This is a genomic window from Sphingopyxis sp. (assembly GCF_050725615.1).
GTDB lineage: Bacteria > Pseudomonadota > Alphaproteobacteria > Sphingomonadales > Sphingomonadaceae > Sphingopyxis.
Map to the genome: position 1 here is coordinate 1 of NZ_JBOHHU010000069.1, position 22441 is coordinate 22441.

The 22441-nt window shown below is 66.8% G+C and carries 19 protein-coding genes; 11 read left to right on the forward strand and 8 right to left on the reverse strand.

Annotated elements, in window-relative coordinates; all coding sequences use genetic code 11:
• The 4 genes from ubiA to ACREB7_RS15165 all read right to left on the reverse strand — a co-directional run.
• A partial coding sequence (ubiA, locus tag ACREB7_RS15150) for a 4-hydroxybenzoate octaprenyltransferase (RefSeq protein WP_431593108.1) occupies positions 1-912 on the reverse strand: 912 nt, incomplete at its 3' end.
• A 73-nt stretch (positions 913-985) separates the two neighbouring features.
• Positions 986-1666, reverse strand: a complete 681-nt coding sequence (locus tag ACREB7_RS15155) for a TadE/TadG family type IV pilus assembly protein (RefSeq protein WP_431593109.1) — start codon at positions 1664-1666, stop codon at positions 986-988.
• A complete protein-coding gene (locus ACREB7_RS15160) occupies positions 1663-2259 on the reverse strand; it encodes a TadE/TadG family type IV pilus assembly protein (RefSeq protein WP_431593110.1) in 597 nt (198 codons plus the stop codon). The genes ACREB7_RS15155 and ACREB7_RS15160 overlap by 4 nt, the downstream gene beginning before the upstream one ends.
• Positions 2256-4232, reverse strand: coding sequence for a pilus assembly protein TadG-related protein (locus ACREB7_RS15165; protein WP_431593111.1), 1977 nt, complete (start codon positions 4230-4232; stop codon positions 2256-2258). The genes ACREB7_RS15160 and ACREB7_RS15165 overlap by 4 nt, the downstream gene beginning before the upstream one ends.
• 202 nt (positions 4233-4434) lie before the next feature.
• Here ACREB7_RS15165 and ACREB7_RS15170 point away from each other — a divergent pair, with 202 nt between their 5' ends.
• From ACREB7_RS15170 to ACREB7_RS15190, 5 genes are all read left to right on the forward strand, one after another.
• Complete coding sequence (locus tag ACREB7_RS15170) at positions 4435-5178, forward strand: 16S rRNA (uracil(1498)-N(3))-methyltransferase (RefSeq protein WP_431593112.1); 744 nt, start codon at positions 4435-4437, stop codon at positions 5176-5178.
• Positions 5179-5442: 264 nt separating this feature from the next.
• Entirely contained in the window at positions 5443-7356 is a 1914-nt protein-coding gene (locus ACREB7_RS15175) for a proprotein convertase P-domain-containing protein (RefSeq protein ID WP_431593113.1), read from the forward strand.
• 2 nt (positions 7357-7358) lie between these two features.
• Positions 7359-9716 (forward strand): Calx-beta domain-containing protein, encoded by a 2358-nt coding sequence (locus ACREB7_RS15180; protein WP_431593114.1) that lies wholly within the window; start codon positions 7359-7361, stop codon positions 9714-9716.
• A gap of 76 nt (positions 9717-9792) precedes the next feature.
• On the forward strand, positions 9793-11166 hold the full coding sequence (locus tag ACREB7_RS15185) for a glutamate--cysteine ligase (protein ID WP_431593115.1): 1374 nt from the start codon (positions 9793-9795) through the stop codon (positions 11164-11166).
• Between the two features lie 79 nt (positions 11167-11245).
• Complete coding sequence (locus ACREB7_RS15190; protein ID WP_431593116.1) at positions 11246-11554, forward strand: hypothetical protein; 309 nt, start codon at positions 11246-11248, stop codon at positions 11552-11554.
• Positions 11555-11576: 22 nt separating this feature from the next.
• On the opposite strand, the gene ACREB7_RS15195 is transcribed toward ACREB7_RS15190, so the two are convergent.
• Positions 11577-12407 (reverse strand): hypothetical protein, encoded by an 831-nt coding sequence (locus ACREB7_RS15195; RefSeq protein WP_431593117.1) that lies wholly within the window; start codon positions 12405-12407, stop codon positions 11577-11579.
• Between the two features lie 242 nt (positions 12408-12649).
• On the opposite strand from ACREB7_RS15195, the gene ACREB7_RS15200 reads away from it, so the two are divergent.
• Positions 12650-13594, forward strand: coding sequence for a hypothetical protein (locus ACREB7_RS15200; protein ID WP_431593118.1), 945 nt, complete (start codon positions 12650-12652; stop codon positions 13592-13594).
• Between the two features lie 171 nt (positions 13595-13765).
• The gene (locus tag ACREB7_RS15205; protein ID WP_431593119.1) at positions 13766-16108 is read left to right on the forward strand and encodes a TonB-dependent receptor; all 2343 of its coding nucleotides are present in this window, start codon (positions 13766-13768) and stop codon (positions 16106-16108) included.
• A 37-nt stretch (positions 16109-16145) separates the two neighbouring features.
• Here ACREB7_RS15205 and ACREB7_RS15210 read toward each other — a convergent pair whose 3' ends face one another.
• Positions 16146-17534, reverse strand: coding sequence for a methyltransferase family protein (locus ACREB7_RS15210; protein ID WP_431593126.1), 1389 nt, complete (start codon positions 17532-17534; stop codon positions 16146-16148).
• A 248-nt stretch (positions 17535-17782) separates the two neighbouring features.
• Here ACREB7_RS15210 and ACREB7_RS15215 point away from each other — a divergent pair, with 248 nt between their 5' ends.
• Both ACREB7_RS15215 and ACREB7_RS15220 read left to right on the forward strand, forming a co-directional pair.
• Complete coding sequence (locus tag ACREB7_RS15215) at positions 17783-18976, forward strand: M23 family metallopeptidase (RefSeq protein WP_431593120.1); 1194 nt, start codon at positions 17783-17785, stop codon at positions 18974-18976.
• 1 nt (position 18977) lies between these two features.
• On the forward strand, positions 18978-19379 hold the full coding sequence (locus ACREB7_RS15220) for a bactofilin family protein (RefSeq protein ID WP_431593121.1): 402 nt from the start codon (positions 18978-18980) through the stop codon (positions 19377-19379).
• 9 nt (positions 19380-19388) lie between these two features.
• Here ACREB7_RS15220 and ACREB7_RS15225 read toward each other — a convergent pair whose 3' ends face one another.
• Together ACREB7_RS15225 and ACREB7_RS15230 are read right to left on the reverse strand one after the other, a co-directional pair.
• A complete protein-coding gene (locus ACREB7_RS15225; RefSeq protein ID WP_431593122.1) occupies positions 19389-19697 on the reverse strand; it encodes a DUF1905 domain-containing protein in 309 nt (102 codons plus the stop codon).
• Positions 19697-21205, reverse strand: coding sequence for a YifB family Mg chelatase-like AAA ATPase (locus tag ACREB7_RS15230; protein ID WP_431593123.1), 1509 nt, complete (start codon positions 21203-21205; stop codon positions 19697-19699). Before ACREB7_RS15230 ends, ACREB7_RS15225 begins: the two co-directional genes overlap by 1 nt.
• Positions 21206-21467: 262 nt before the next feature.
• On the opposite strand from ACREB7_RS15230, the gene ACREB7_RS15235 reads away from it, so the two are divergent.
• The gene (locus ACREB7_RS15235) at positions 21468-22100 is read left to right on the forward strand and encodes a TetR/AcrR family transcriptional regulator (protein ID WP_431593124.1); all 633 of its coding nucleotides are present in this window, start codon (positions 21468-21470) and stop codon (positions 22098-22100) included.
• Positions 22101-22117: 17 nt separating this feature from the next.
• Positions 22118-22441, forward strand: a 324-nt coding sequence (locus ACREB7_RS15240; protein WP_431593125.1) for a VOC family protein, incomplete at its 3' end; no start/stop codon positions are given.

Here is a 22441-nt window from a genome sequence, read left to right on the forward strand (position 1 = left end):
CCCCACCACCAGCATCGCCGCGAAGATCAGCAGCCCGGCAAAGCGGTTGCTGCGGAATTTCGCCAGCGCATCCTCGCCCTTCGTCGGATCGAGCGTCACCACCTGCCCCGCGAAATGCAGCGCCGCGGGCACCAGCGCGACGAACACCAGCGGGTCGGGCCGGACGCTCCACAGCGCCCCCGCCCATCCGGCGAGCGCGAACCCGTAACAGAGCGCGACCCCGCCCTTCACATGCCGCCCCATCGCGCGCGCGCTCGACTTCACGCCGACCAGCGCGTCGTCCTCGATATCCTGCAGCGCATAGATGGTGTCGTAACCGATCACCCAGGCGATGCAGCCGGCATAGAGCAAGGGCAGCGCCAGCCCCGGCGGGTTCGCGCCCACCGCCGCCCAGCCGACCAGCGCGCCCCAGCTGAACACCAGCCCCAGCCACGCCTGCGGCCACCAGGTGATCCGCTTCATAAACGGGTACGCCGCGACCAGCGCGAGGCTGAGCAGCGCGATAAGTTGCGCGCGCAGCGGCAGTTGCAGCAGCACCAGCAGCCCGACGAGCGACAGCATCGCCGTCCACAGCAGCGCGCCGCGCACCGACACCGCGCCGCTCGCGACCGGCCGCGATGCGGTGCGCGCGACCTGCTTGTCGAGGTCGCGGTCGATGATGTCGTTATAGACGCAGCCCGCGCCGCGCATCACGATCGCGCCGAGCAGCAGCCACAGGAACAGCGACCAATGGCTCCGGATGCCGCCCGCGAGCGCCAGCCCGAAGCCGCAGGGCCAATAGAGCAGCCACCAGCCGATCGGCCGGTCGAAGCGCGCAAGCAGCGCATAGGGCCGTACGGCGGCGGGGAGCCGCGCGACGATCCCGCGAAGCTGGCTGTCGGGCGGAGCGAGGGGAGGCGGAGCGGCGGTCATCGGCCCGCGCGCGATAGCAGCCGCCGCGTCCGCCACCAATGATTATCGACGGGGCGGCGCGACGCCGCGCGGCTCAGGTGCAGCTCGACTTGGTCGCCACCGGCGCGGGATTATAGACGCCGTCGCCGCCGGCGGGGCCCGCCAGGTCGCGCGCCTCGCGGATGTTGAACGCGGCGGTCGAGCGGATCGTCCTTGCGCCGAGCCACTTGCCATAGAGCATCGGTTGGTAGCGATAGGTGACCTCGACGAACATCACCGCCGTGCCGGTCGCCGCGGTGACCTGCCGCCCGGTCGGGCCCATGCCCGTGAAGGCGGTCCCGGTGGCGCCATTGCCCTGCACGCCATAGCTCGACGGCGCGACCAGATTGCCATAGCAGCGCTGCCAGTGGATCCACTGCCCGCCGCTGCTGTTGCGCTCGAGGCTCGACAGGATGATCCGGCCATTGGCCTGGAAATCCAGCCCCTTCGCCTGCTCCTCGACCCCGGTGAACACCGAGTTGATGTCGAGTTCGCGCACGCGCGGCAGCGACAGGTTATTGCCAAAGGCGATGCGCGACGCATTGTCGGCGGCGCTCAGCGAGATCTGGCTGATCCGCGTGTTGGCGAGGGTGAGGTTCGCGATCTCGAGTCCGGCAAAGCCGATGAGGATCAGGAACGGGATGGAGAAGGCCATTTCGACAATGATCGTCGCGCGGGTGTCGCGGACCAGGCGCGCCAGCGCCGGGCCAAGCCTGCGAAAGGAAAAGCGCGTCATGTGCAAATCACCACATTGGTCGACGTGGCGGCGGCATAGGGCTGGTTGCGCAGCACCGTGCTCGCCTTGATCGTCGTCGACTGCGGCTGCCCCAGCATCGTCCACACCGGCAGGATGCGGGTGATCTGCATGCTGGCGGTATAGACGACGACGTCTTCGGCGCCGCCATTGCCATTCTGGCCGCGGTCGGAATCCCAATTATGGTTGCCGTTGACGTCCTGATAGCATTCGCCGGTGTCGTAGCGGCCGTTCTTGTTGCTGTCGGTGTAGTTTTCGGGATCGCCGATCTCGTCGTAGCTGTCATAGGCCTTGCGCGTGAAGGTGACGTTCGCATCGGCGAAGACATTCTGGACCTTGTTGCGCACGGCGGTGTCGAGCGCGGTCTGGGTGCCCGAATTGCCCTCCAGCGTTGCGGCGCGCGCCGCCTTGGCGACCGCCCCCGACAACACCTGCTTGCCGTACATCTGCCAGGAATAATCGAAGATCCCCATCAGGATGAGCAGGAACAAGGGCGCGGTCAGCGCAAATTCGGTGATCGCGGTGCCGCGATCGTCGCGCCGCAGGCTGCGGAGACGCTTGAGAAAACGGATCATTGCGACAACCTCAGTTTCGAAATCTGCCGGGCGATCGACTGGAAATTCTGGTTGAGCTGCGTCGCGTTCGTCGCCGCATAGGCCTTGTCCGCCGTCGCACAGGTCGTCATCTGCGTGTTGAGCGCGACGCCGAAGCTGACCACCCAGATGGTGATATTCTTCGCCTTCGCCTTTTCGCACAATTGCAGGAAGCGGTTGTTGTGATGGGCGGTCAGCGTCGCATCGCTGGTGCCACCGACGCGATGCTCCAGATATTCATAGCCCTGGAAGCCATAATTGCCCATGTTCGCCGACATGTCGCCGTCGGTCATAAACACGATATGGCGCGCGATCGGGCGGCTGTTCGGCGCGGTGGAATTTTCGTCGGCGAACATGCCGTCGGCCGACAGCAGGCGGATGCCCCACACCATGCCCGAGTCATGATAGGTACCGCCGACCGGCTGCAGCGAATTGATATAGGTGTTGAAGGTCGAGCGCGTGGAGGCGCTTTGCGTCGTCAGCTTCATCGCCGCCGCCGGACACACACCCCAGCCGTTCGGCCAGTTGGTGCGATAGCTCTGGTAATATGGCGTGCCGCCGCTCGAATAGCCGACGCTGCTCGCGGCCACGGTCAGATTGCCGCTGGTCGATGGCTGGCTGCCCACCTGTTGCGCGCGTGCATAGGCGATGTCGGGCAACAACAGCTTCCATTTGCTGTCGTCGCTGCTGCCCGGAGCGGTATCGACATCCATGTCGAGCGCGGTCGATGGCGCGGTCTGGGTATCGCTGAAGGCGGCGGTGGCGCGCTCCATCACGCAGCCACCCCAGGTGATGCTCTCGTCGACGCCGTTCGCACCGACCTTGGCGACGGTGTAGGCAGAACCCGTTTTCAGCGTCGACGTATCGATCACCCGATCCTGATATAGATAGTCGGAAAAGGCGGGCGGCTGGGTCAACGTCGATGGGGTATTCCGCGTATACTGCATCGTCCGGCTCTGCAGACGACAGCTGCTCGACGTCCAGACGTAGCGATATTCGAGATAGCGATAGGGCTGGGCCGTGTTCGACGTCGTCACGCGGTTGCCATTGCTGTCGATCGTTTGCCCGGTCTGCGTCGTCGTCGACGATCCATAAGTCGTCGCTGTGGAATTGGCCGGGGGCGTCGTCGCCGGACAGGTCGAGCTGTTCTTTCCGGAAATCGTCGTGCCCGTATCCGCCCAGTTGATGACCTGCGACGCCGACCCGTTCGACGCCGTGCCGGTCGTCGTCGTGCCGGTGCCCCAATTGTTGAACTGACCCGTACGCGACGTCACTGTCACGCTGTTCGCCAGCCACGCCGGGTTCTTGGCATAGAGGATCGCGCCGACATTCGCCGACGAGCTGTACGGCACGACGCCGAAGCGCAGCCGACCGTCGCCGGCCTCCGCCGTCGTCAGCGTGTCGAAAAAGGACATGGTCGCGTTCTTGAGCGCGGTGATGCGGTTGACCGAGTCGCCCGAATTGGTCGTCGCCATCGACCCGGTGACGTCGAGCACGAGCATGATGTCGGCGTTCGAAATCTCCAGCTTGGCGCTGCAATTCACCGCAAGGTCGAATTTGTCATAGCCGAAAATCTGCATCAGCGCGGTCGGCAGCTGCGCGGAGGCGGTGCCGTTCACCGTCGAGGTGCCTTGGGCGACCGAGGTGAAGGTGACGTTGCTGCTGCTGTACCGATCATTGGGGTAGTTGAAGTTGAACATCTTGTTCGCTTCACCCTTGGCGTAATTGGTATAGGTGCTCCCGCTCATCGCGCGGCGCCCCGCCAGCACGCCGGCGTCGCACGCCTGCTGCAGCCGCAGTTCGGCCATATAGGCGCGTCCGATATCGACGCCCGAACCGACGATGCCGATAATCGGCACGACGGCGGCGGCGGTCAGGAACATCATGTTGCCACGCTGGTCGCGCAACAACCGCTGAACGCCCCGCCAGATATCGCGGATCAAGGTCCCTCGCATCGTCACAACCCCTCTTGACCAGGCCCGCCCCCCACCGGATGCGTCGCTGGTATTCTCGCACCTAGGGCGGGACTGCTTACCAAAACGCTAATCGCCCGCTGTGGCGCGGCGCGGCGGGGACCGATTCTGACCCAGAAAGGGACAGAAGCGCCAGGACGCGGTCCGGGATGTGCAAATTTCCCGCGTCTGCTATCGCACCCCCATGCCTGCCACTCCCGCCTGGCCGCCCGCCAGCACCCCGCGCCTGTTCGTCGACACCCCGCTTGCGGACGGCGCGGCGCCCGTGATCGACGGCCCGGCGGCGCATTATCTGCTCAACGTGATGCGGGCGAAGGTCGGCGACCCGTTGCTGCTCTGCGACAATGTCAGCGGCGAATGGCTCGGCATCGTGTCGGATACGGCAAAGCGCGCGCTGACCGTGACGATCGAGCGCCGGACCCGCCCGCTCGAGGTGGTGCCCGATCTCTGGCTCTGTTTCGCGCCGGTGAAAAAGGCGCGGCTCGACTGGATCGTCGAAAAGGCCACCGAACTCGGGATCGCGCGGCTGTTGCCGGTGATCACCGAACGGACGATCGTCGACCGCATCAACCGCGAGCGGATCGAGGCGCAGATCGTCGAGGCGTGCGAACAATGCGGACGCACCGCGCGCCCCACCCTGGCCGACCCCGTCAAATTGCCGCGCCTGCTGACCGACTGGCCGGCGGAGCGGGCGCTGCTCTTCGCCGACGAGGACGGCGGCGCCCCGATGGCGACGCTCGCCGCGCCCGCCCCCGCCGCGATCCTGACCGGTCCCGAAGGCGGCTTCACGCCCCGCGAGCGCGACCTGCTGCTCGCCGCCCCCGCGGTCCGGCGCCTGGCGCTCGGCCCCCGCATCCTGCGCGCCGAAACCGCCGCAATCGCCGCCACCGCGCTCTGGATGGCGCAGCATGGCGACTGGCGCGGCTGAGGCACGCGCGACGGCTTCGGGGTGGGCAGCGGACGCCCATTTCGTCGTCATCCCGGGCTTGACCCGGGGCGACGATCGGGAGCCCCCCCCCCGACCTCACCCCCACCCCCTATTCCTGTCCCCATCCGACACAGAAACGGCCGAAACTTCCCAATCTTAACCCGCTGTTAGCCACAAGCGCGCCATAAAGCTCCGATGCAACGGCGGGACCAGAGCCGATATTGCCGGGGTGGGGCCCGGGATACGCAGCTTTTGCGGGCGGCGATGGCGCTCGCCCTGCTGATGCTCGCGCTCGTCGCGGCCCCGGCGCGGGCGCAGACGACCACCAGCTACAGCAACACGACGACCGGCACGATCAGCGAGACCGCGGCGCCGTGCACCGCGCCGCTGGTCCGCAATTTCACCGTCGCCGCCAACGCCCAGGTCACCAATGTGACGGTGGGCGTCCAGCTGACGCACAGCTATCGCGGCGACGTGCGCGCGACGTTGGTGTCGCCGACCGGCACGATCGTCAATCTGATCACCAATGTCGGGACGAACGCGAACAATCTCAACGTCTTGTTCGACGACAGCGCCGCCGCGAGCATCACGACGCACAGCGGCAATGACTCGACGGCGACCGCGCCACCCTATCAGCGCAATTTCCGCCCGCAGGGATCGCTCGCCGCCTTCAACGGCGAAGGGTCGGCCGGGACCTGGCAGTTGACGATCTGCGACTCGCTCAATGGCGACAATGGCAATTTCACCCGCTCGGACCTCACGCTGACCACCATCCCGATCGCGCCGTCCGCCGACCTGTCGCTGACCAAAACCGTCAGCAGCGCCGCGCCGGCCTTTGGCGCCAGCATCAGCTATAGCCTCGCCGTCACCAACGCGAGCGGCTCGGCGCTGACCGCGACCGGCGTCACGGTGCAGGATCTGCTGCCCCCGGGCTTCGTCTTCGCCAGCGCCTCGGGGTTCGGCAGCTACAACGGCACGACCGGCGTCTGGACCGTCGGCAGCATCCCGCCAGGAACGACGCGGACGCTGACGATCAACGGCACCGTCGCCGCGACATCGGGGGCGACCGTCGTCAACAGCGCCGAAGTCAGCGCGTCGTCGGCCTTCGACTTCGACTCGACCCCCGGCAATGGCGCGACGGGCGAGGATGATTATGCCGCCGCCAGCTTCACCGTCGCGGGCAGCCGGGTCGCGGGTGTCGCGCCGGTCCTCGTCTGCCCGGCGGGGACCACGGTCCATGACTGGGACAGCATCAGCTGGACCGCCGGTCAGACCAGCGGCAGCTATGCCCTCGCCAATATCGGCACGATGAATTTCAACATCGCGATCAGCGGCGGATCCTTTCTCAACAACGCGACCTATGGCGGCCAGTCGCCGACGCGGCAGAATGTCGTCACCGGCGGCCTGAACCCCGCGCAATATTCGATCTTCGAGATCGTCGACATGACCAGCCAGTCGGGCGCGGTCACCAGCAGCTTCACCCTGCCCACGGCGGTGCCGGGAGCGCAATTCCGCCTGTTCGACATCGACTATACCGCCGGCCAGTTCGCCGACCGGGTGACGGTGACCGGCAGTTACAACGGCACGCCGGTCCTGCCGACGCTCACCAACGGGGTCAGCAACTATGTCATCGGCAACAGCGCTTATGGCGACGGCTCCTCGCCCGACGCCAGCGCCAATGGCAATGTCGTCGTCACCTTCAACAGCCCGGTCGACGCGATCAGCATCAACTATGGCAACCACAGCCTCGCACCGGCCGACCCGGGGCAACAGGCGATCTCGATCCACGACATCAGCTTCTGCCGCCCCACCACCACCCTCGCCTTCGCCAAGACGAGCAGCATCGTCAGCGATCCGGTGAACGGCACGACCAATCCCAAGGCGATCCCCGGCGCGGTGATGCGCTATTGCCTGCTCGTCACCAACATGGGCAGCGCCACCGCGACGGGCATCGCCATCACCGACGCGATCCCGGCGACGATGACCTACACCCCCGCCTCGCTGCGCAGCGGCACCAGCTGCGCAGGGGCGACCACGGTCGAGGACGACAATGCGGCGGGCGCCGACGAGAGCGATCCCTTCGGCGCCGCCTTTGCCGGCACGACTGTTTCCGCTACCACCGCGACGCTCGCCCCGACGGGCGCGATGGCGATCGCCTTCACGACGACGGTGAATTGACGATGCCGCGGATCGGGCTCCTCTCGGCGGTCGTCGCCGCCTCGCTGGCGCTGACCGGCACCGCGCACGCGCAGCGCGTCATCGTCAACCCATCCTTCGAATCGAACGACCCGCAGGGGCCCGGCGGGGCCAGTTACGAAATCTACCCCAACGGCTCGGTCGCGGGCTGGGATTCGGTATCGGGCGAAATCGAATTGTGGGACAGCGGCTTCAACGGCGTGCCCGCCTATGACGGCGCGGTCTTTGCCGAAATGAACGCCAATGTCCCCGGGGCGCTCTATCAGAATATCTGCATGGTCAACGGCGAGACGATCGGCTGGACCTTCGCGCACCGCGCCCGCTCGGGCGGTCCGGCGACGCAGACCGCGCGGTTCCAGATCGCGAACAGTTCGGGCACGCTGATCCAGCTGCTCGCGACGCAGGCCTCGACGACCGCGAACCAGGTCTGGAACGTCAACACCGGCACCGCGACCTACAGCGGCGCCTCGGGGGTCCAGCGCGTCCAGTTCATCACCACCGACGCGGGCAGCTACGGCAATTTCCTCGACGACATCCGAATCAGCCTCAACCCGTTCGTCGAACTGTCGGCGGCCACCGGCGCGGGCGTCGAATCGATCCCCTCGGCGAACATCCCGGCGCTGCGGGTCAGCGGCACCCTGTTCAGCGCGCGCACCGTCAACGTCAGCATCACCGGCGGCAGTGCGACACGCGGCACCGACTATACGACGCCCGGCGGCGGCGCGAGCTTCACCGTCACCATCCCCGCCGGCACCTATCAGAACACCACCGTCCCGCTCGGCATCACCATCATCGACGACACCGCGACCGAGGGTAGCGAGACGATCCAGATCGCGCTCTCGACGGGCGCCGGCTACACCGTGTCGAGCACCGCGAGCTGCGGCGGCGCCCCGATCACCGCCGCCACTTACACGATCACCGACAATGATTCGCCCGTCGTGCTGGCCAAGGCGTGGACCAACGGCATCGCGGCCGACGCGGTCAGCCTCGCGATCACCGGCGGCCTCGTCCCCACGGCGGGCAGCTCGACCGTCGGCGGGACGACCACCAACGCCACCGCCGTCGCGGTCGCGGGATCGACGCTGACCCTCACCGAAGCCTTCACCACCGGCGCCGCCGCCAATTACACCAGCAGCCTCGAATGCCGCCGCAACAGCGACAACGCCGTCGTCGCGACCGCCGGCACCGGGCTCAGCCGCACCGTGACGATGCCCAGCGGCACCTCGCTCACCTGCACCTGGACCAACGCGCGCAAGTCGGCGACGCTGGTGGTGCGCAAGACCTGGGTCAATGCGCAGACGACCAATGCGGTCACCGTCCAGACGGCGGACCTCCTCAACAATGCCAGCCTGTCGTCGGTCGCCAACAGCGCGAACGAGACCGACACCAACGCGGCGGTCACCGTCTACGCCGCCGAGGCCGCGACGCTCAGCGAAAGCTGGTCGGTCGGCAGCGCCGCCAACTACACGAGCGCGCTCGCCTGCACCGGCAATGCGACCGCGCTGGCGGGCAGCGTCCTCACCGTGAACCCTGCCGACACCGCGATCGTCTGCACCTTCACCAACAGCCGCATCCTGCAGTCGCTCCGCCTCGCCAAGGCGTGGAGCGGCGGAGCGACCGGCCACACCGCGAGCGCCACCACCAGCGGCGGCACCGCCAACCCGACGTTCAGTTCGACCGCGCCGACCGCGACCACCGGCACCGCCGTGACGGTCCGCGCCGGCGATGTCGTCACCCTGCCCGCCGAAAGCTATGGCGGCGGCGCGGTCGCGGCGCTCTATAACGCCAGCGTCGAATGCACCGGCGGCAGCCCGCTCGCCAGCGGCGCCGCCGGCCGCACGCTGACGATCCAGGGCAATACGACCGCGACGACCTGCACCTACACCAACGCCTATGTGCTGCCGCTGGCGATCGCCAAGACGTCGGTGGCCTATAGCGACCCGCAGAACGGCACCACCAATCCCAAGCTGATCCCCGGCGGCTTCGCGACCTACAGCCTGACCGTCACCGCCCCGGCGGGAACGCAGGCCACCAGCAACAGCGTGATCGTCACCGACGCGCTGCCGGCCAACCTTGCACTCTTCGTCGGCACCTACGCGCCCGGCCCCGGCCCGCTCGCCTTCGCGGCGGGATCGAGCGGCCTCACCTACAGCTTCACCAGCCTCGCCAGCACGTCCGACGACGTCAGCTTCTCGAACAACAATGGCGTCAGCTTCGCCTACACGCCCGTCGCCGACGCCAATGGCGTCGACACCAATATCACGCATATCCGCATCAATCCCAAGGGCAGCATGGCGCCCGGATCGAGCTTCACGATCAACCTGCGCGCGATGGTCGAATAGGGGGATCGAATAGCGGATCGCACGGCCCCCAACGGGCCCGATTGCATTCTATACCGAATAGTCTAGATGGCGCGACATGAGCACGCGCACCGCCTCGGACAGCAACGATCCCATCGTCGAAAACCGCGACCAGCTCGCGGTCCCCATGATCAAGGGCGAAAAGCCCAAGGACCGCTGGCGCATCGGCACCGAGCATGAGAAATTCGTCTATCGCACCGCCGATCATCGTGCGCCCTCCTATGACGAACCCGGCGGCATCCGCGACCTGCTCATGGCGCTCACCCGCTTCGGCTGGGAACCGGTGATCGAGGGCGGCAATGTCATCGCGCTCGCCGGCAGCGACGGCACCGTCAGCCTCGAACCCGCAGGGCAATTGGAGCTCTCCGGCGCGCCGCTCGAAAATCTCCACCAGACCTGCGCCGAAACCGGTCGCCACCTGAAGCAGGTGAAGGAAGTCGGCGCCGAACTCGGGCTCGGTTTCCTCGGGCTGGGCATGTGGCCCGACAAGACCCGCGCCGAGCTGCCGATCATGCCCAAGGGCCGCTACAAGATCATGCTCGACCATATGCCGCGCGTCGGCACCATGGGGCTCGACATGATGCTGCGCACCTGCACCATCCAGACCAACCTCGACTATGCGTCGGAGGCCGACATGGTGCAGAAATTCCGGGTGTCGCTCGCGCTGCAACCGATCGCCACCGCGCTCTTCGCCTCGTCGCCCTTCACCGAAGGCAAACCCAACGGGTTCATGTCGTACCGCAGCCATATCTGGACCGACACCGACCCCGCACGCACCGGCATGCTGCCCTTCGTGTTCGAAGACGGTTTCGGCTATGAACGCTATGTCGACTATATGCTCGACGTGCCGATGTATTTCGTGTTCCGCGACGGCAAATATATCGACGCTGCGGGGCAGAGCTTCCGCGATTTCCTGCGCGGCGAGCTTCCCGCGCTTCCCGGCGAACTGCCGCACCTCAGCGACTGGAACGACCATCTCTCGACCGCCTTCCCCGAAGTGCGGCTGAAAAGCTTCCTCGAAATGCGCGGCGCCGACGGCGGCCCGTGGAACCGCATCTGCGCGCTCCCCGCCCTGTGGGTCGGGCTGCTCTACGATCAGGGCGCGCTCGACGCCGCCTGGGATCTCGTCAAAAACTGGAGCATCGAGGAGCAGCAGGCGCTGCGCGACGCGGTCCCCAGCGAAGGCCTCGACGCCCCCGCCCCCGGCGGCGGCACCGTCGGCACCCTCGCGCACCGCGTCCTCGACATCGCTGCATCGGGCCTTGCCGCGCGCGGCGAGGTCAATTCGATGGGCGACAATGAGGTCGGCTTCCTCGAACCGCTGCGCCGCATCGCCAAGAGCGGCAAGTCGCCCGCGCATGATCTGCTCGACCGCTACGAAGGCTCGTGGAACCACGACCTGTCGAAAATCTACGACGAACTCAGCTTTTAACGCCGCGCGTACAAAGATTTGGCGTCCGCCGCCCGCCATGATAGCATCGCCCTCCGATCTTGATCGAAGGAGAATGACGATGGTTCAGGGCAAGGCGATTCTCACGGCGCTGCTCCTCGCGGCCGGCGCCACCGCCGCATCGGCCACCGACGTCAACTCCGCCGCCGTGATCGGCGCCAACGCCATGGCCGAACACGTCCGCGCCTTTCCCGCCGGCCGCGACTATGATCGCGCCCAGGTGCTGAAACAGCTGAACCGCGTGTGCGCCAGCGACACCGCCTTCGACCGCAAACGCTGCGCCAGGGCCTGGCGCATCATCAACGACGCCCACGCCGAACTCCAGGCCAAACGCGCCGCCGAAGCTGCGGCGGCGGCCACCCCCGACTGATCCGCCGCGCTCCGCCCGCCCTCTAATTCCGGCGGGATGGCCGTCGTTCTAGGGCGACGCGAAATGTGGCGACACCGCGCACCGATCCGCCGCCGGGATCCTTGGCGGCGACAAACAGCGGTTTGTTCAGGACCCCCGCACAGGCGGCCGCTTCGACGCCTTTGTCGATGGCGTCGGCGACGGCACGGCAGCCATCTACGACACCGTCCGCCGATACCGAGACACGGAAGGCGGCATCGATGTTGGACTGCCCCAATTCCTTCGCAACAGCCATTAATTCGGTATTGGAGAGCCACGCGTCACGATTTTTCAGGGCGACCGGTCTCGCGCCGCCCGGAGCGAACTGAGCGGCATCGGCCCCCCAATCGATCAACTGGTCGGTCTCACAGTGACGAAATGCTTTGACGGCCTCGACCGCCCCGACGACCGATATCGAGCCGCCCACCCCTTGGCTCGTCTTGATGGTCACCGTCTCGGCGCCGGCAAGCTCATCGAGAAAGGCGGGCGCGACGCCTTGCATCCAGATGACCGGCATACCGGTCGGCAGCTTTGCGACACTCGCCCGGCCGTCGAGCCGTTTCGGCGACGGCGCGAAGGTCAAAGCCGCGGGCGCCAGTGACGTGGCCCCCTTGATGTCCCGGCCGGTGATCGCGACGCGGTAAGCATCGCTCCCCGGCGTCGTATCGATCGACAATGTGCCAGGTGGCTCGACGGTCTGCCGTTCCAGCAGGCACCGCGCCGGATCGTCGCGCAATGTCCATCGCGAGACTGGTGGAGCCGGAGCCGTCTCGGCGGCTCCGATGAGAGCCAGCGCTCCCGCAAGTGAAACGATCATCATGTCCTCGATCAACACCGCCGGTCGGATCGGCCGACCGGCCCCTTCGCCAGAAAGCAATCAAAGCGGACCTCGGGTCAAGCCCGCTGCGACGATATCTGCGATGTCGAACCGGTCGCTTCCCGTCGTCCGCGCCCAAAACATGCCCCGAACCTCCACTCCGACGGCGAAATAGGCCCGCCCCCGCGCAAAAACACCTTTCCTACATTGTACCTATATGGTTCATTATACCGGTTTTGACTTACCACAGGAGCGAATCGATGGAAAACCCCGTGCCCGATCCCGCCGCCATTCCGGCCCCCGCCTCCTATCACTGGACCCCCGCGCTCCAGCGCGACTTCCTCGATCATCTCGCGACCAGCGGTTCGGTGCGTATCGCCGCCGGGCGCGTGTCGATGTCGCCCAGCGCCGCCTATCAGTTGCGCCGCCGGCCGGAGGGGGCGGCTTTCTCGCTCGGCTGGGCGGCGGCGGTGCTCATCGCGCGCGACCGCCTCGCCGACGAGCTGCTCGACCGCGCGCTCTATGGCATCGAGGAGGCGACCGAGCGCTTCACCGAAGAGGAAAAGCTCAAGAGCCTGACCAAACGCCGCCGCCACGTCCCCAGCCTCGGCCTCGCGATGCTCGCGCGGCTCGACCAGGCGGTCGAGACCCGCGCCCGGGCGGGCGAGGCGATGCTCGCGCAGATCATCGCGGGAGATTGGGCCGGCTTCCTCGCGCTCTTCGACCTCGATTTGCCCCAAGCCGCGACCGACGGCGCGGGCGGGGGCCATGGCGCCGCGCTCGCCTGCTGGCTCGCGGGCCGCGACAACCGCGCCAATCCGCTCGCGGCGCTGTGGAAAAACACGCCGATCGCGCGTGAAGTTGCCGAGTTTTCCACCGATTCCGACGTCGCCCCCGAACCCGACCTCACCCCCGAGGAAGAGGCCGCCACCCTGTCGGTCTGGCAGGACGACGTCAGCGGCGAGTGGCGCACCAACTTCCCGCCGCCCGAAGACTTTCTCGGCGAAGAGGAAGGCGCCTTCGGCGACGAGGATTATGAACGCAGCCTCGAACCCGACGAGGAGGAAGCCGCGCAAACCGCCCATGACGCCGCCCTCGCCCCCTTGCGCACCGCCGCCGAAGCCGCACGGCGCGCCTGGTTCGGCCTGCCCGTCGCCGCGAATGATCCCGCAGGCGGCGCAAAACCGCGCAAAGCCAGCGGCTAATTGCCCCCAGCCCGCCCCCTGCTGCCCAAAACTGCAGCAATTGCGCAACACTGCTGACACGAACGTCAGCGGCGCGGTTGCGACCGATTGACCACGCGCGCGCGCGACGCCAACGACGGGAGCATAATTTCCGCCGCATCCCGTTCGTCACCCTCTGTCAGGAAGCTTGCCATGCGCCACTTTCCTTCCGCCACCGCCATAGCTTTTGTTCTCGCCGCCGCCGGCTTCGCCGCGCCCGCCGCCGCGCAGGACGCGCCCGCCGCCCCCGCCGCCGAAGACACGGGCGGCCTCACCGAAATCATCGTCACCGCGCAGCGCCGCGAGGAAAATCTGCAGGACGTGCCGATCTCGATCACCGCCGTGTCGGGCGACAAGCTCGACGCGCTCGGATCGGGCGGCCAGGACGTCCGCGCCCTGTCGGCGCGCGTGCCCAGCCTGATCGTCGAAAGCTCGTTCGGCCGCACCTTCCCGCGCTTCTATATCCGCGGCCTCGGCAACACCGATTTCGATTTCAACGCCTCGCAGCCGGTCAGCCTCGTCTATGACGATGTCGTGCTCGAAAACCCGATCCTCAAGGGCTTTCCGGTGTTCGACATCGACCGCGTCGAAGTGCTGCGCGGGCCGCAGGGCACACTGTTCGGCCGCAACACCCCGGCGGGCATCGTCAAATTCGATTCGGTGAAGCCGTCGGATGAATTCAGCGGTTACGGCCGCCTCTCCTATGGCCGCTTCAACGCGGTCAACGCGCAGGGCGCGGTCGGCGGCCCGCTCGGCGAACAGGTCGCGCTGCGCCTGTCGGCGATGTACCAGCGCCAGGACAATTATGTCGACAATGTCCTGCCCTCGGGAACGACCAAGGACGCGCTCGAAGGTTTCAACGAATTTGCGCTGCGCCTGCAGGGCCTGATCAAGCCGACCGACACGCTCGACATATTGCTCACCGGCCAGATCCGCCGCTTGAACGGCACCGCGCGCCTGTTCCGCGCCAATGTCTTCACGCGCGGCCAGCCCGGGCTCAACGCCAATTTCGATCGCTATCGCGTCTCGACCGACGGCAAGAATGAACAGCGCGTCAACACCGGCAACGCCTCGGCGCGCATCACCTGGGACGCCGGCCCGGTCTCGTTCGTCTCGGTGACCAGCTATTGGGACGGCGACGCGACCTCGGTCGGCGACGTCGACGGCGGTTTCGGCGCCAATTTCCTGCCGCCGAACCTCTATGGCCCCGGCGAAATTCCCTTCACCGCCGAAACACGCGACAGCGTCCCGCACCTGACCCAGTTCACCCAGGAACTGCGCCTCGAAAGCAATGGCGACGGTCCGCTCAGCTATCAGGCGGGCTTCTTCTATTTCGACGAAGACCTCGACATCGTCAGCGAAAATTATTCGACGCTCGGCGATCCGAACAATGCGGTCGGCGGCGTCAACATCGTCGTGTCGCAGAGCCAGCAGAGCAAGGCCTATGGCGTGTTCGGCTCGCTGACCTATCAGCTCACGGACCAGCTCAGCGTCACCGGCGGCATCCGCTATAATGACGACAAGCGCCGCTATCAGGTGATCCGCAGCAAGGACACGCAATTCCCGAACTTCCTGCAGAACCCGCTGGGGACCGTGAATCGCAGCGTCAGCGACAACAATGTCACCTGGGACGCCAACATCGCCTATGCCGCAACCGACGACATCAACCTCTATGCCCGCGTCGCGCGCGGCTATCGCGCGCCGAGCATCCAGGGCCGCATCCTCTTCCCGCCCGCGACCGCGACCCCGCTCGAATCGGGCGTGACGATCGGCAAGTCGGAAACGATCACCTCTTATGAGGCCGGCATCAAGTCGACCGTGTGGGACGGCCGGGCGCGCTTCAACCTGTCGGGCTTCCTCTACGACCTCAACGATGCGCAGCTCACCGCGGTCGGCGGCGGCGTCAACGCCAACCGGCTGATCAATGCGAAGAATGTGCGCGGCTATGGCTTCGAACTCGACGCCGAAATCGCGCCGGTCGACCATCTGCTGCTCACCGCCGGGCTCAGCTACAACCATACCGAGATCCGCGATCCCGGCCTGACCACGGCGGCATGCGGCGCAACCCGCGTCGACACCTTTCCCAATGTGTCGAACTGCACGATCCTCGACCCGATCGTCGTCGCGGCGGCGCCCTTCTCGGCCGCGATCGTCAACATCGACGGCAACAGCCTGCCGCAATCGCCGCGCTGGATCGCCAACTGGACCGCCAAATATGGCGTTCCCGTCGGCGACGGCGAAGTCTATGTCTTCACCGACTGGTCGTACCGGTCAAAGATCAACTTCTTCCTCTATGAATCGGTCGAGTTCCAGGATCGTCGCCAGCTCGAAGGCGGCGTCCGCGTCGGCTACAAGACCGACAGCTACGACCTCGCCGCCTTTGTCCGCAACGTCACCAACGACACCTCGGCGGTCGGCGGCATCGACTTCAACAACCTGACCGGCTTCGTCAACGAACCCCGCATCTGGGGCGTCGAGGCCGGCTTCAAATTCTGATCCTCATGGTGCCGCGCGGGGCTCGCCCCGCGCGGGATCAGGCGACCGGCCCGACCCGGTCGTCGGGGGTCAGCCGGATCAGCGGACGCTTCCGCCCGCTGAGCCTGGCGAACAGGCGCGGGATGACCGCATTTTCCTGCGCCCAGCTCCAATAGGCCTGATAGGCCGGATCGGCGAGCAGATGCTTCTCTTCGGTCTTGGCGCGCCAATAATAGACGCTGCTGACCAGCCCGAGCAGCACGACGTTGCGCGCGCCCTCGACCCAGCCGCCGTCGGTGACGAGGAAGGGCAAGGAGCCGACCCACCAGCTCAGATTCTTCGAGAGATAGGCGGGATGGCGCGAGAAGGCATAGGGCCCGTGGGTGATGACCCCGCGATGGGTCAGGTTCGAAAAGCGGATGCCGAACGCCATCGTCGCCCAGCTGTAGATCGCGGTCAGCCCGACCAGCACCACGCCCCAAAGGATCATCAACTGGCCATGGCCCTCGAGCCAATAGCCCCAGTCGGAGCCGTTCACCTGATAGTCGAGCGGCCCCCCGTTCATCAGGATGAAGGGCGGGTAACAGATCAGCGCCGCGACCCATGCCATGCCATAGGGGTTCGCGGTGCGGATATGCGAATCGAGCGGCCGCACGGTCAGGATATAGCCCACCGTCGCGATATGGACGTCGACGAGGTACAGCAGGTTGATCGCCCACAGCCCGGTCATATAGGGATTGGCCAGCACCTCGCCCATGTCGACGGTGACGAGGCTCGAGAAATTGCCCGGCACGATCGACAGCATGAAGGCGGTGAAGAAGCCCTTCACCCCCCAGGCGCGGAAATGATGCCCGATCGCGCGGCCATCGACCGGCTGGCCGGGCGCGACGAGCCAGCGCCCGAACTGGTAACAACCGTCGCGCGGCTCGATCAGCCGGCGATCGAGCCACAGCATATAGGGGACCGAGATCAGCAGCAGCCAGGGCGCGACGCGCTCGAGCAGCTCCATCGAGAATTCATATTGCCCGAACCAGTAATAGCGCATCGTCGCATAGGTCAGCGCGATCAGCCCCCAGGTCGTCCACAGCCCGGTCAATTTGGTCAGGCTGATATCGATCGTCTCGCGCCACGGCCGCCGCATCGCCCAGTCGATCCCGGTCGACGGATTGCGGTGGACCTTGTCGACGAACACCGACCACAGCACCATCGGGATGGCGCAGGCGAGCACGCTGGCGATCGCCGAATTGGGTCCGCTCATCGGCCCGCGATTGCCCCAGTCGATCCCCAGGAAATCGGCGATCTCGGGCGTGTAGCGCGCGATCATCAGATAGGACATCAGCCCGATCAGGCCGACGATCCCGACCCCGGCGCTGACCGCCGAACGCGGCCTGACGGCCCCTTTTTCAGCGGCTTGCGGAGCGGCTTCGGCGCCCGCAGGCACGGTCATTTTGGGCATATGGGTCACGGCACCGGACCTAGCGGAAAATGGTAAGCAAGCCGTCAATATTACCCGGTGATTCGCGGCGATTTCTTGCCAAATTGGCAGCGTTGCCGCGCTTTGACACCGTTCACCGCATCCCCCTTTCGACTCGGCGCGAGTCGCCCTTTGAGGATTCGCGAGTCGCTGACACTGCTGTTAAGGCGCGCATCATTCGGGGCGGAGGGCTCCACATAATAACAAGATGGGGTCGCCACTTGTCATCGCAATCAACGGGCCTGCGCCATTGGCGCCAGCGCTTCAACGCGCTGTTTCAGGACCATGAAATCTTCATTCGCACGCACGGTCATGTGCGTTTCCTCCGGATCAGCGCCCTGTTGCAAAAGCGCGCCGCGTTGATCGCGGCGGCGGTGCTTCTCGTCTGGGCCGGCGTCACGCTGGCCATTTTGGTGAGCCAGCTGCTCGGCTCGGAAGAGCGCGCCGCGGTCGCGAAGCAGCAGGCCGCCGCCAGCGCCGCCGAAGCGCGCATCGCCAAATATCGCGATAGCGTCGCCGAAACCGCCGCCGACCTCGCCGAACGCCAGGATCAGCTCGACCAATGGTCGCAGGACAGCTTTGGCGTCCAGCCCGCCGCCGCGACCGACGGCGCCAACGCCGACGCGCCCGCCGCCCCCGTGCCGCTCAAGACCAGCGCAATCGACCCGAGCCTGCCGCCCGAAGCGCAGGCGCTGGCCCGGCTCGAGGCCCGGCAGGAAGCCTTTGCCGGTCGCTTGCTCGTCGCGGTCAACGACCGCGCCGCCAAAGCCGAAAGCGCGGTGACCAAGCTCGGGCTCAACCCCGCCGACCTCGTCCGCAACGCCGCGGCCGGTCGCGGTGGTCCGTTCATTCCTTATCGCGGCAAGATGGGCAAGGCCAAGGCGCTCGGCCCGTCGTTCGCCGCGCTCGAAGGCGCGCTGTTCCGCATGGAGGTGCTCGAACGCACCCTCGTCGCAGTGCCGTCGGGCAACCCCGCCAATGTGATGATGCTGTCGTCGAGCTATGGCTATCGCCACGATCCCTTCACCGGCGCCAGCGCGATGCACTCGGGGCTCGATTTCCCCGGACCGCTCGGCACCCCGATCCTCGCCGCCGCACCGGGCAAGGTGGTGTTCGTCGGTCAGCGTTCGGGCTATGGCAATGTCGTCGAAGTCGACCATGGTCAGGGGATCTTAACCCGCTATGCTCACTTGTCGGGGTTCACCGCCAAGGTGGGGACGCAGGTCGCGGCGGGAGAGCAGATCGCCAAGATGGGCTCGACCGGCCGCTCGACCGGCAGCCACCTGCATTTTGAAGTTCGTTTGAACGGTGTCGCCGTCAACCCGCGCCGTTTCCTGGAGGCCAAAGCCGATGTTCTCGAAGTCAAAGCCGACGCCCGACAGCGAGTCGGTTCCGTCGCCAGTGCAGCCCGCTAAGATGGCGACCGGCGCTCGTCATACGACCTTCTCGATCCTCGGATCGGATGTCGTCGTCACCGGCAATGTCGCGGCCAGCGTCGACCTCCATGTCGACGGCAAGATCGACGGCGACCTCAAATGCGCCAACCTCGTCCAGGGCGAGGCGAGCGAGATCAAGGGCGCCGTCGTCGCCGAGACCGCGAAAATCGCCGGCCTCGTCGACGGCTCGATCGAGGCGAAGACGCTGATCGTCCACGCCACCGCGCGGATCACCGGCGATGTCGTCTATGAAACGATCACGATCGAGAATGGCGGCAAGATCGACGGCAAGCTCAGCCACCGCCGCCATGGCGCCGGGGCCGCCAAGGCCCCGCCGCCGCTCGAAGTGGTCGAGAATAAGTCGAGCGCGCTCGGCATCTGACCGCCGGCGTCAGCCGCCCGGTCGGTCCGGGCGGCCGACCCGCATCCTTACCCGGACCCGATCGCCGAGACCGATGCCCTCGGCACGTTGCACCGCGACCTTGACCGGCAGCAGATAGCCGCCATGGCGCGGAAAGAGCGACGTCGCGAATGCGCTGCGCCCGATCGTCGCGACGACCGGCACCACGCCCCAGCCATAGCTTTCGGTCAAAGCCGCATAGCAGATGTCGCCGACATGGCTCTCGGGAATGACCGCGAACAAATAGGGCGGCGGCCCGCGCCACTCGATGATTTCGGCGTCGAACCGCATATCCGCCATCAGCTGCGCGGCGCCTGCCGCCGATAGCTCAGCGCTTCGGCAAGGTGGATGCGGCCGACGGTCTCGGCGCCCGACAGATCGGCGATCGTCCGCGCCACCCGCAAGATCCGCGTATAGCCGCGCGCCGACAGCCGCATCGCCTCGGCCGCCTGCGCGAGCAATTTCCGCCCTGGATCGTCGGGGGTCGCCACCCTCTCCAGCAATTCGCCGTCGATCTCGGCATTGGTCCGCGCCTTGTGATCGGCGTAACGCGCCGTCTGCACCGCGCGCGCCGCCGCCACCCGCGCTGCGACCTCGACGCTGCCTTCGGCGGGGGGCGGCAGGACGAGGTCGGCGGCGCTCACCGCCTGCACCTCGACATGCAGGTCGATGCGATCGAGCAGCGGGCCCGACACCTTCGCCTGATAATCGGCGGCGCAGCGCGGCGCACGGCTGCACGCGAGCGCCGGATCGCCGAGATGGCCGCAGCGGCACGGGTTCATCGCCGCCACCATCTGCACCCGCGCCGGAAAGGTGACATGGGCATTGGCCCGCGCCACGCTGACCTCGCCGGTCTCGAGCGGCTGACGCAGACTGTCGAGCACCGTCCGTTGGAATTCGGGTAATTCGTCGAGGAAGAGCACGCCAAGATGCGCGAGGCTGACCTCGCCCGGCCGGACGCGCAGCCCGCCACCGACGAGCGCGGGCATCGACGCGCTATGATGCGGCGAACGAAACGGGCGGGCGCGGACCAGCCGCCCACCCTCGAGCTGCCCCGCAACCGACGCGATCATCGAGACTTCGAGCGCCTCGCCGGGGTCGAGATCGGGCAATATGCCGGGCAGGCACGCCGCCATCAGCGACTTGCCCGCCCCCGGCGGCCCGACCATCAGCAGATTATGCCCCCCTGCCGCCGCGATTTCGAGCGCGCGCTTGGCGACCTCCTGCCCCTTCACCTGCGCGAGGTCGGCCATGCGGCGCGGCTCCTCGACCGCGCCGGGGCGCGGCGGGGCGAGCAGCGCGCGGCCCTTGAAATGGTTGAGCAGCGACAGCAGGTCGGGCGCCGCGAGCACCTCGACATTGCCCGCCCACGCCGCCTCTGGCCCTTGCGCGACGGGACAGATCAGCCCACGGTCCTCGCTGCCCGCGTGCAGCGCCGCGAGCAGCACGCCGGGCGAGGCGGCGACACGGCCGTCGAGGCCGAGCTCGCCGACCACGACATAGGCGCTGAGCGTCTCGGCATCGATCACCCCCATCGCGCCGAGCAGCGCGAGCGCGATCGGCAGGTCATAATGCGAGCCTTCCTTCGGCAGGTCGGCGGGCGACAGGTTGACGGTGATGACCTTGGGCGGGAGCGAGAGGCCGATCGCGGCGATCGCGGCGCGGACGCGCTCGCGGCTTTCGCCGACCGCCTTGTCGGGCAGCCCGACGACGACGAAGCGCGGCAGCCCGGGGGTGATCTGGCACTGCACCTCGACCCCGCGCGCTTCGAGGCCGAGATAGGCGACGGTGGACACGATCGCGACCATGGGCTGCCCTTCAGATAATATGTACTTGCTTTGTTCCGTTATTTGTGGCAGGAAACTGCAGCGCGGTCGAGTCTTTTTGGGCGGGCGCGGCGCCACGGCGGATGGCACGACAATCCGACCCGATACGTTCCGGTTTTCTATGCGGTCGCCGGGATGGCGCCCGCAGTACCGACGCATGAAACCCCCTCTCGGTTGGCAACAGGATCGGAAGCTGTCGCAGCGACTCTTGACACCATACCGACTAGTCGGTATGGTGATTCGCATGACGACCACCCAACCTCCTTCCGGCCCAACCCGCGCCCCGCGGGGCAGCGCGCGCACCGCCCTGATTGCGGCGGCGCACAGCACCGTGCGCAAGCAGGGCTATGCCGCGACGAGCGTCGACGAGATCTGCGCCGCCGCCGGCGTGACCAAGGGCGCCTTCTTCCATCATTTCGCGTCGAAGGAAGCCCTCGCCGTCGCCGCCGCCGAAGGCTGGACCGAGCGCGCCCGCCCGATGTTCGAGGCGGCGCCGCACAACCGGCTGGGCGACCCGCTCGACCGATTGCTCGGCCATATCGATTTCCGGCTGGCAATGCTCGACGGCCCGACCGAGGATTACACCTGCTTCGTCGGCACGATGGTGCAGGAGGCCTATGCGACCAACGACCGCATCCGCGCGGCGTGCGAGGCGAGCATCAACGCTTATTGCCAGGCGCTCGCCCCCGACATCCAGGCCGCGATCGATGTTCATGGTGTGCCCGACGACGTCACCGCGCTCGGACTCGCCCAGCATGTCCAGTCGGTGCTGCAGGGCGCCTTCGTTCTGGCCAAAACGACGAACGATCCGGCGATTGCCCGCGGCACCGTCACCCATTTGAAGCGTTATGTCCGAATGCTGTTCGCTCAAGACTGAAGCGAGAGGAGTTCCCGATGTCCGATGCCCCGAAGATGATATTCGTCAACCTGCCCGTCGCGGACCTCGCGAAATCCAGACGCTTTTACGAGGCGCTGGGCTTCACCAACGAGCCGCGCTTCTCCGACGACACCGCCGCCGCGATGATGTGGTCGGAAACGATTTTCGTGATGATCCTGAGCCATGCGAAGTGGAAGGGCTTCACCGACCGGCCGATCGCACCGTCGACGTCGAGCGAGGTCTCGCTCGCCCTGGCGCTCGGCAGCCGCGAGGCGGTCGATGCGATGGCCGAAGCCGCTGCGGCCGCCGGCGGCACCGCCGACATCAACCCCGTGCAGGAT

Coding starts and splice junctions, on each gene's coding strand:
- ACREB7_RS15155 (WP_431593109.1), bottom strand. CDS start 1,666: ATGACGCGCTTTTCCTTTCGCAGGCTTGGCCCGGCGCTGGCGCGCCTG.
- ACREB7_RS15160 (WP_431593110.1), bottom strand. CDS start 2,259: ATGATCCGTTTTCTCAAGCGTCTCCGCAGCCTGCGGCGCGACGATCGC.
- ACREB7_RS15165 (WP_431593111.1), bottom strand. CDS start 4,232: ATGCGAGGGACCTTGATCCGCGATATCTGGCGGGGCGTTCAGCGGTTG.
- ACREB7_RS15170 (WP_431593112.1), top strand. CDS start 4,435: ATGCCTGCCACTCCCGCCTGGCCGCCCGCCAGCACCCCGCGCCTGTTC.
- ACREB7_RS15175 (WP_431593113.1), top strand. CDS start 5,443: ATGGCGCTCGCCCTGCTGATGCTCGCGCTCGTCGCGGCCCCGGCGCGG.
- ACREB7_RS15180 (WP_431593114.1), top strand. CDS start 7,359: ATGCCGCGGATCGGGCTCCTCTCGGCGGTCGTCGCCGCCTCGCTGGCG.
- ACREB7_RS15185 (WP_431593115.1), top strand. CDS start 9,793: ATGAGCACGCGCACCGCCTCGGACAGCAACGATCCCATCGTCGAAAAC.
- ACREB7_RS15190 (WP_431593116.1), top strand. CDS start 11,246: ATGGTTCAGGGCAAGGCGATTCTCACGGCGCTGCTCCTCGCGGCCGGC.
- ACREB7_RS15200 (WP_431593118.1), top strand. CDS start 12,650: ATGGAAAACCCCGTGCCCGATCCCGCCGCCATTCCGGCCCCCGCCTCC.
- ACREB7_RS15205 (WP_431593119.1), top strand. CDS start 13,766: ATGCGCCACTTTCCTTCCGCCACCGCCATAGCTTTTGTTCTCGCCGCC.
- ACREB7_RS15210 (WP_431593126.1), bottom strand. CDS start 17,534: ATGACCGTGCCTGCGGGCGCCGAAGCCGCTCCGCAAGCCGCTGAAAAA.
- ACREB7_RS15220 (WP_431593121.1), top strand. CDS start 18,978: ATGGCGACCGGCGCTCGTCATACGACCTTCTCGATCCTCGGATCGGAT.
- ACREB7_RS15225 (WP_431593122.1), bottom strand. CDS start 19,697: ATGGCGGATATGCGGTTCGACGCCGAAATCATCGAGTGGCGCGGGCCG.
- ACREB7_RS15230 (WP_431593123.1), bottom strand. CDS start 21,205: ATGGTCGCGATCGTGTCCACCGTCGCCTATCTCGGCCTCGAAGCGCGC.
- ACREB7_RS15235 (WP_431593124.1), top strand. CDS start 21,468: ATGACGACCACCCAACCTCCTTCCGGCCCAACCCGCGCCCCGCGGGGC.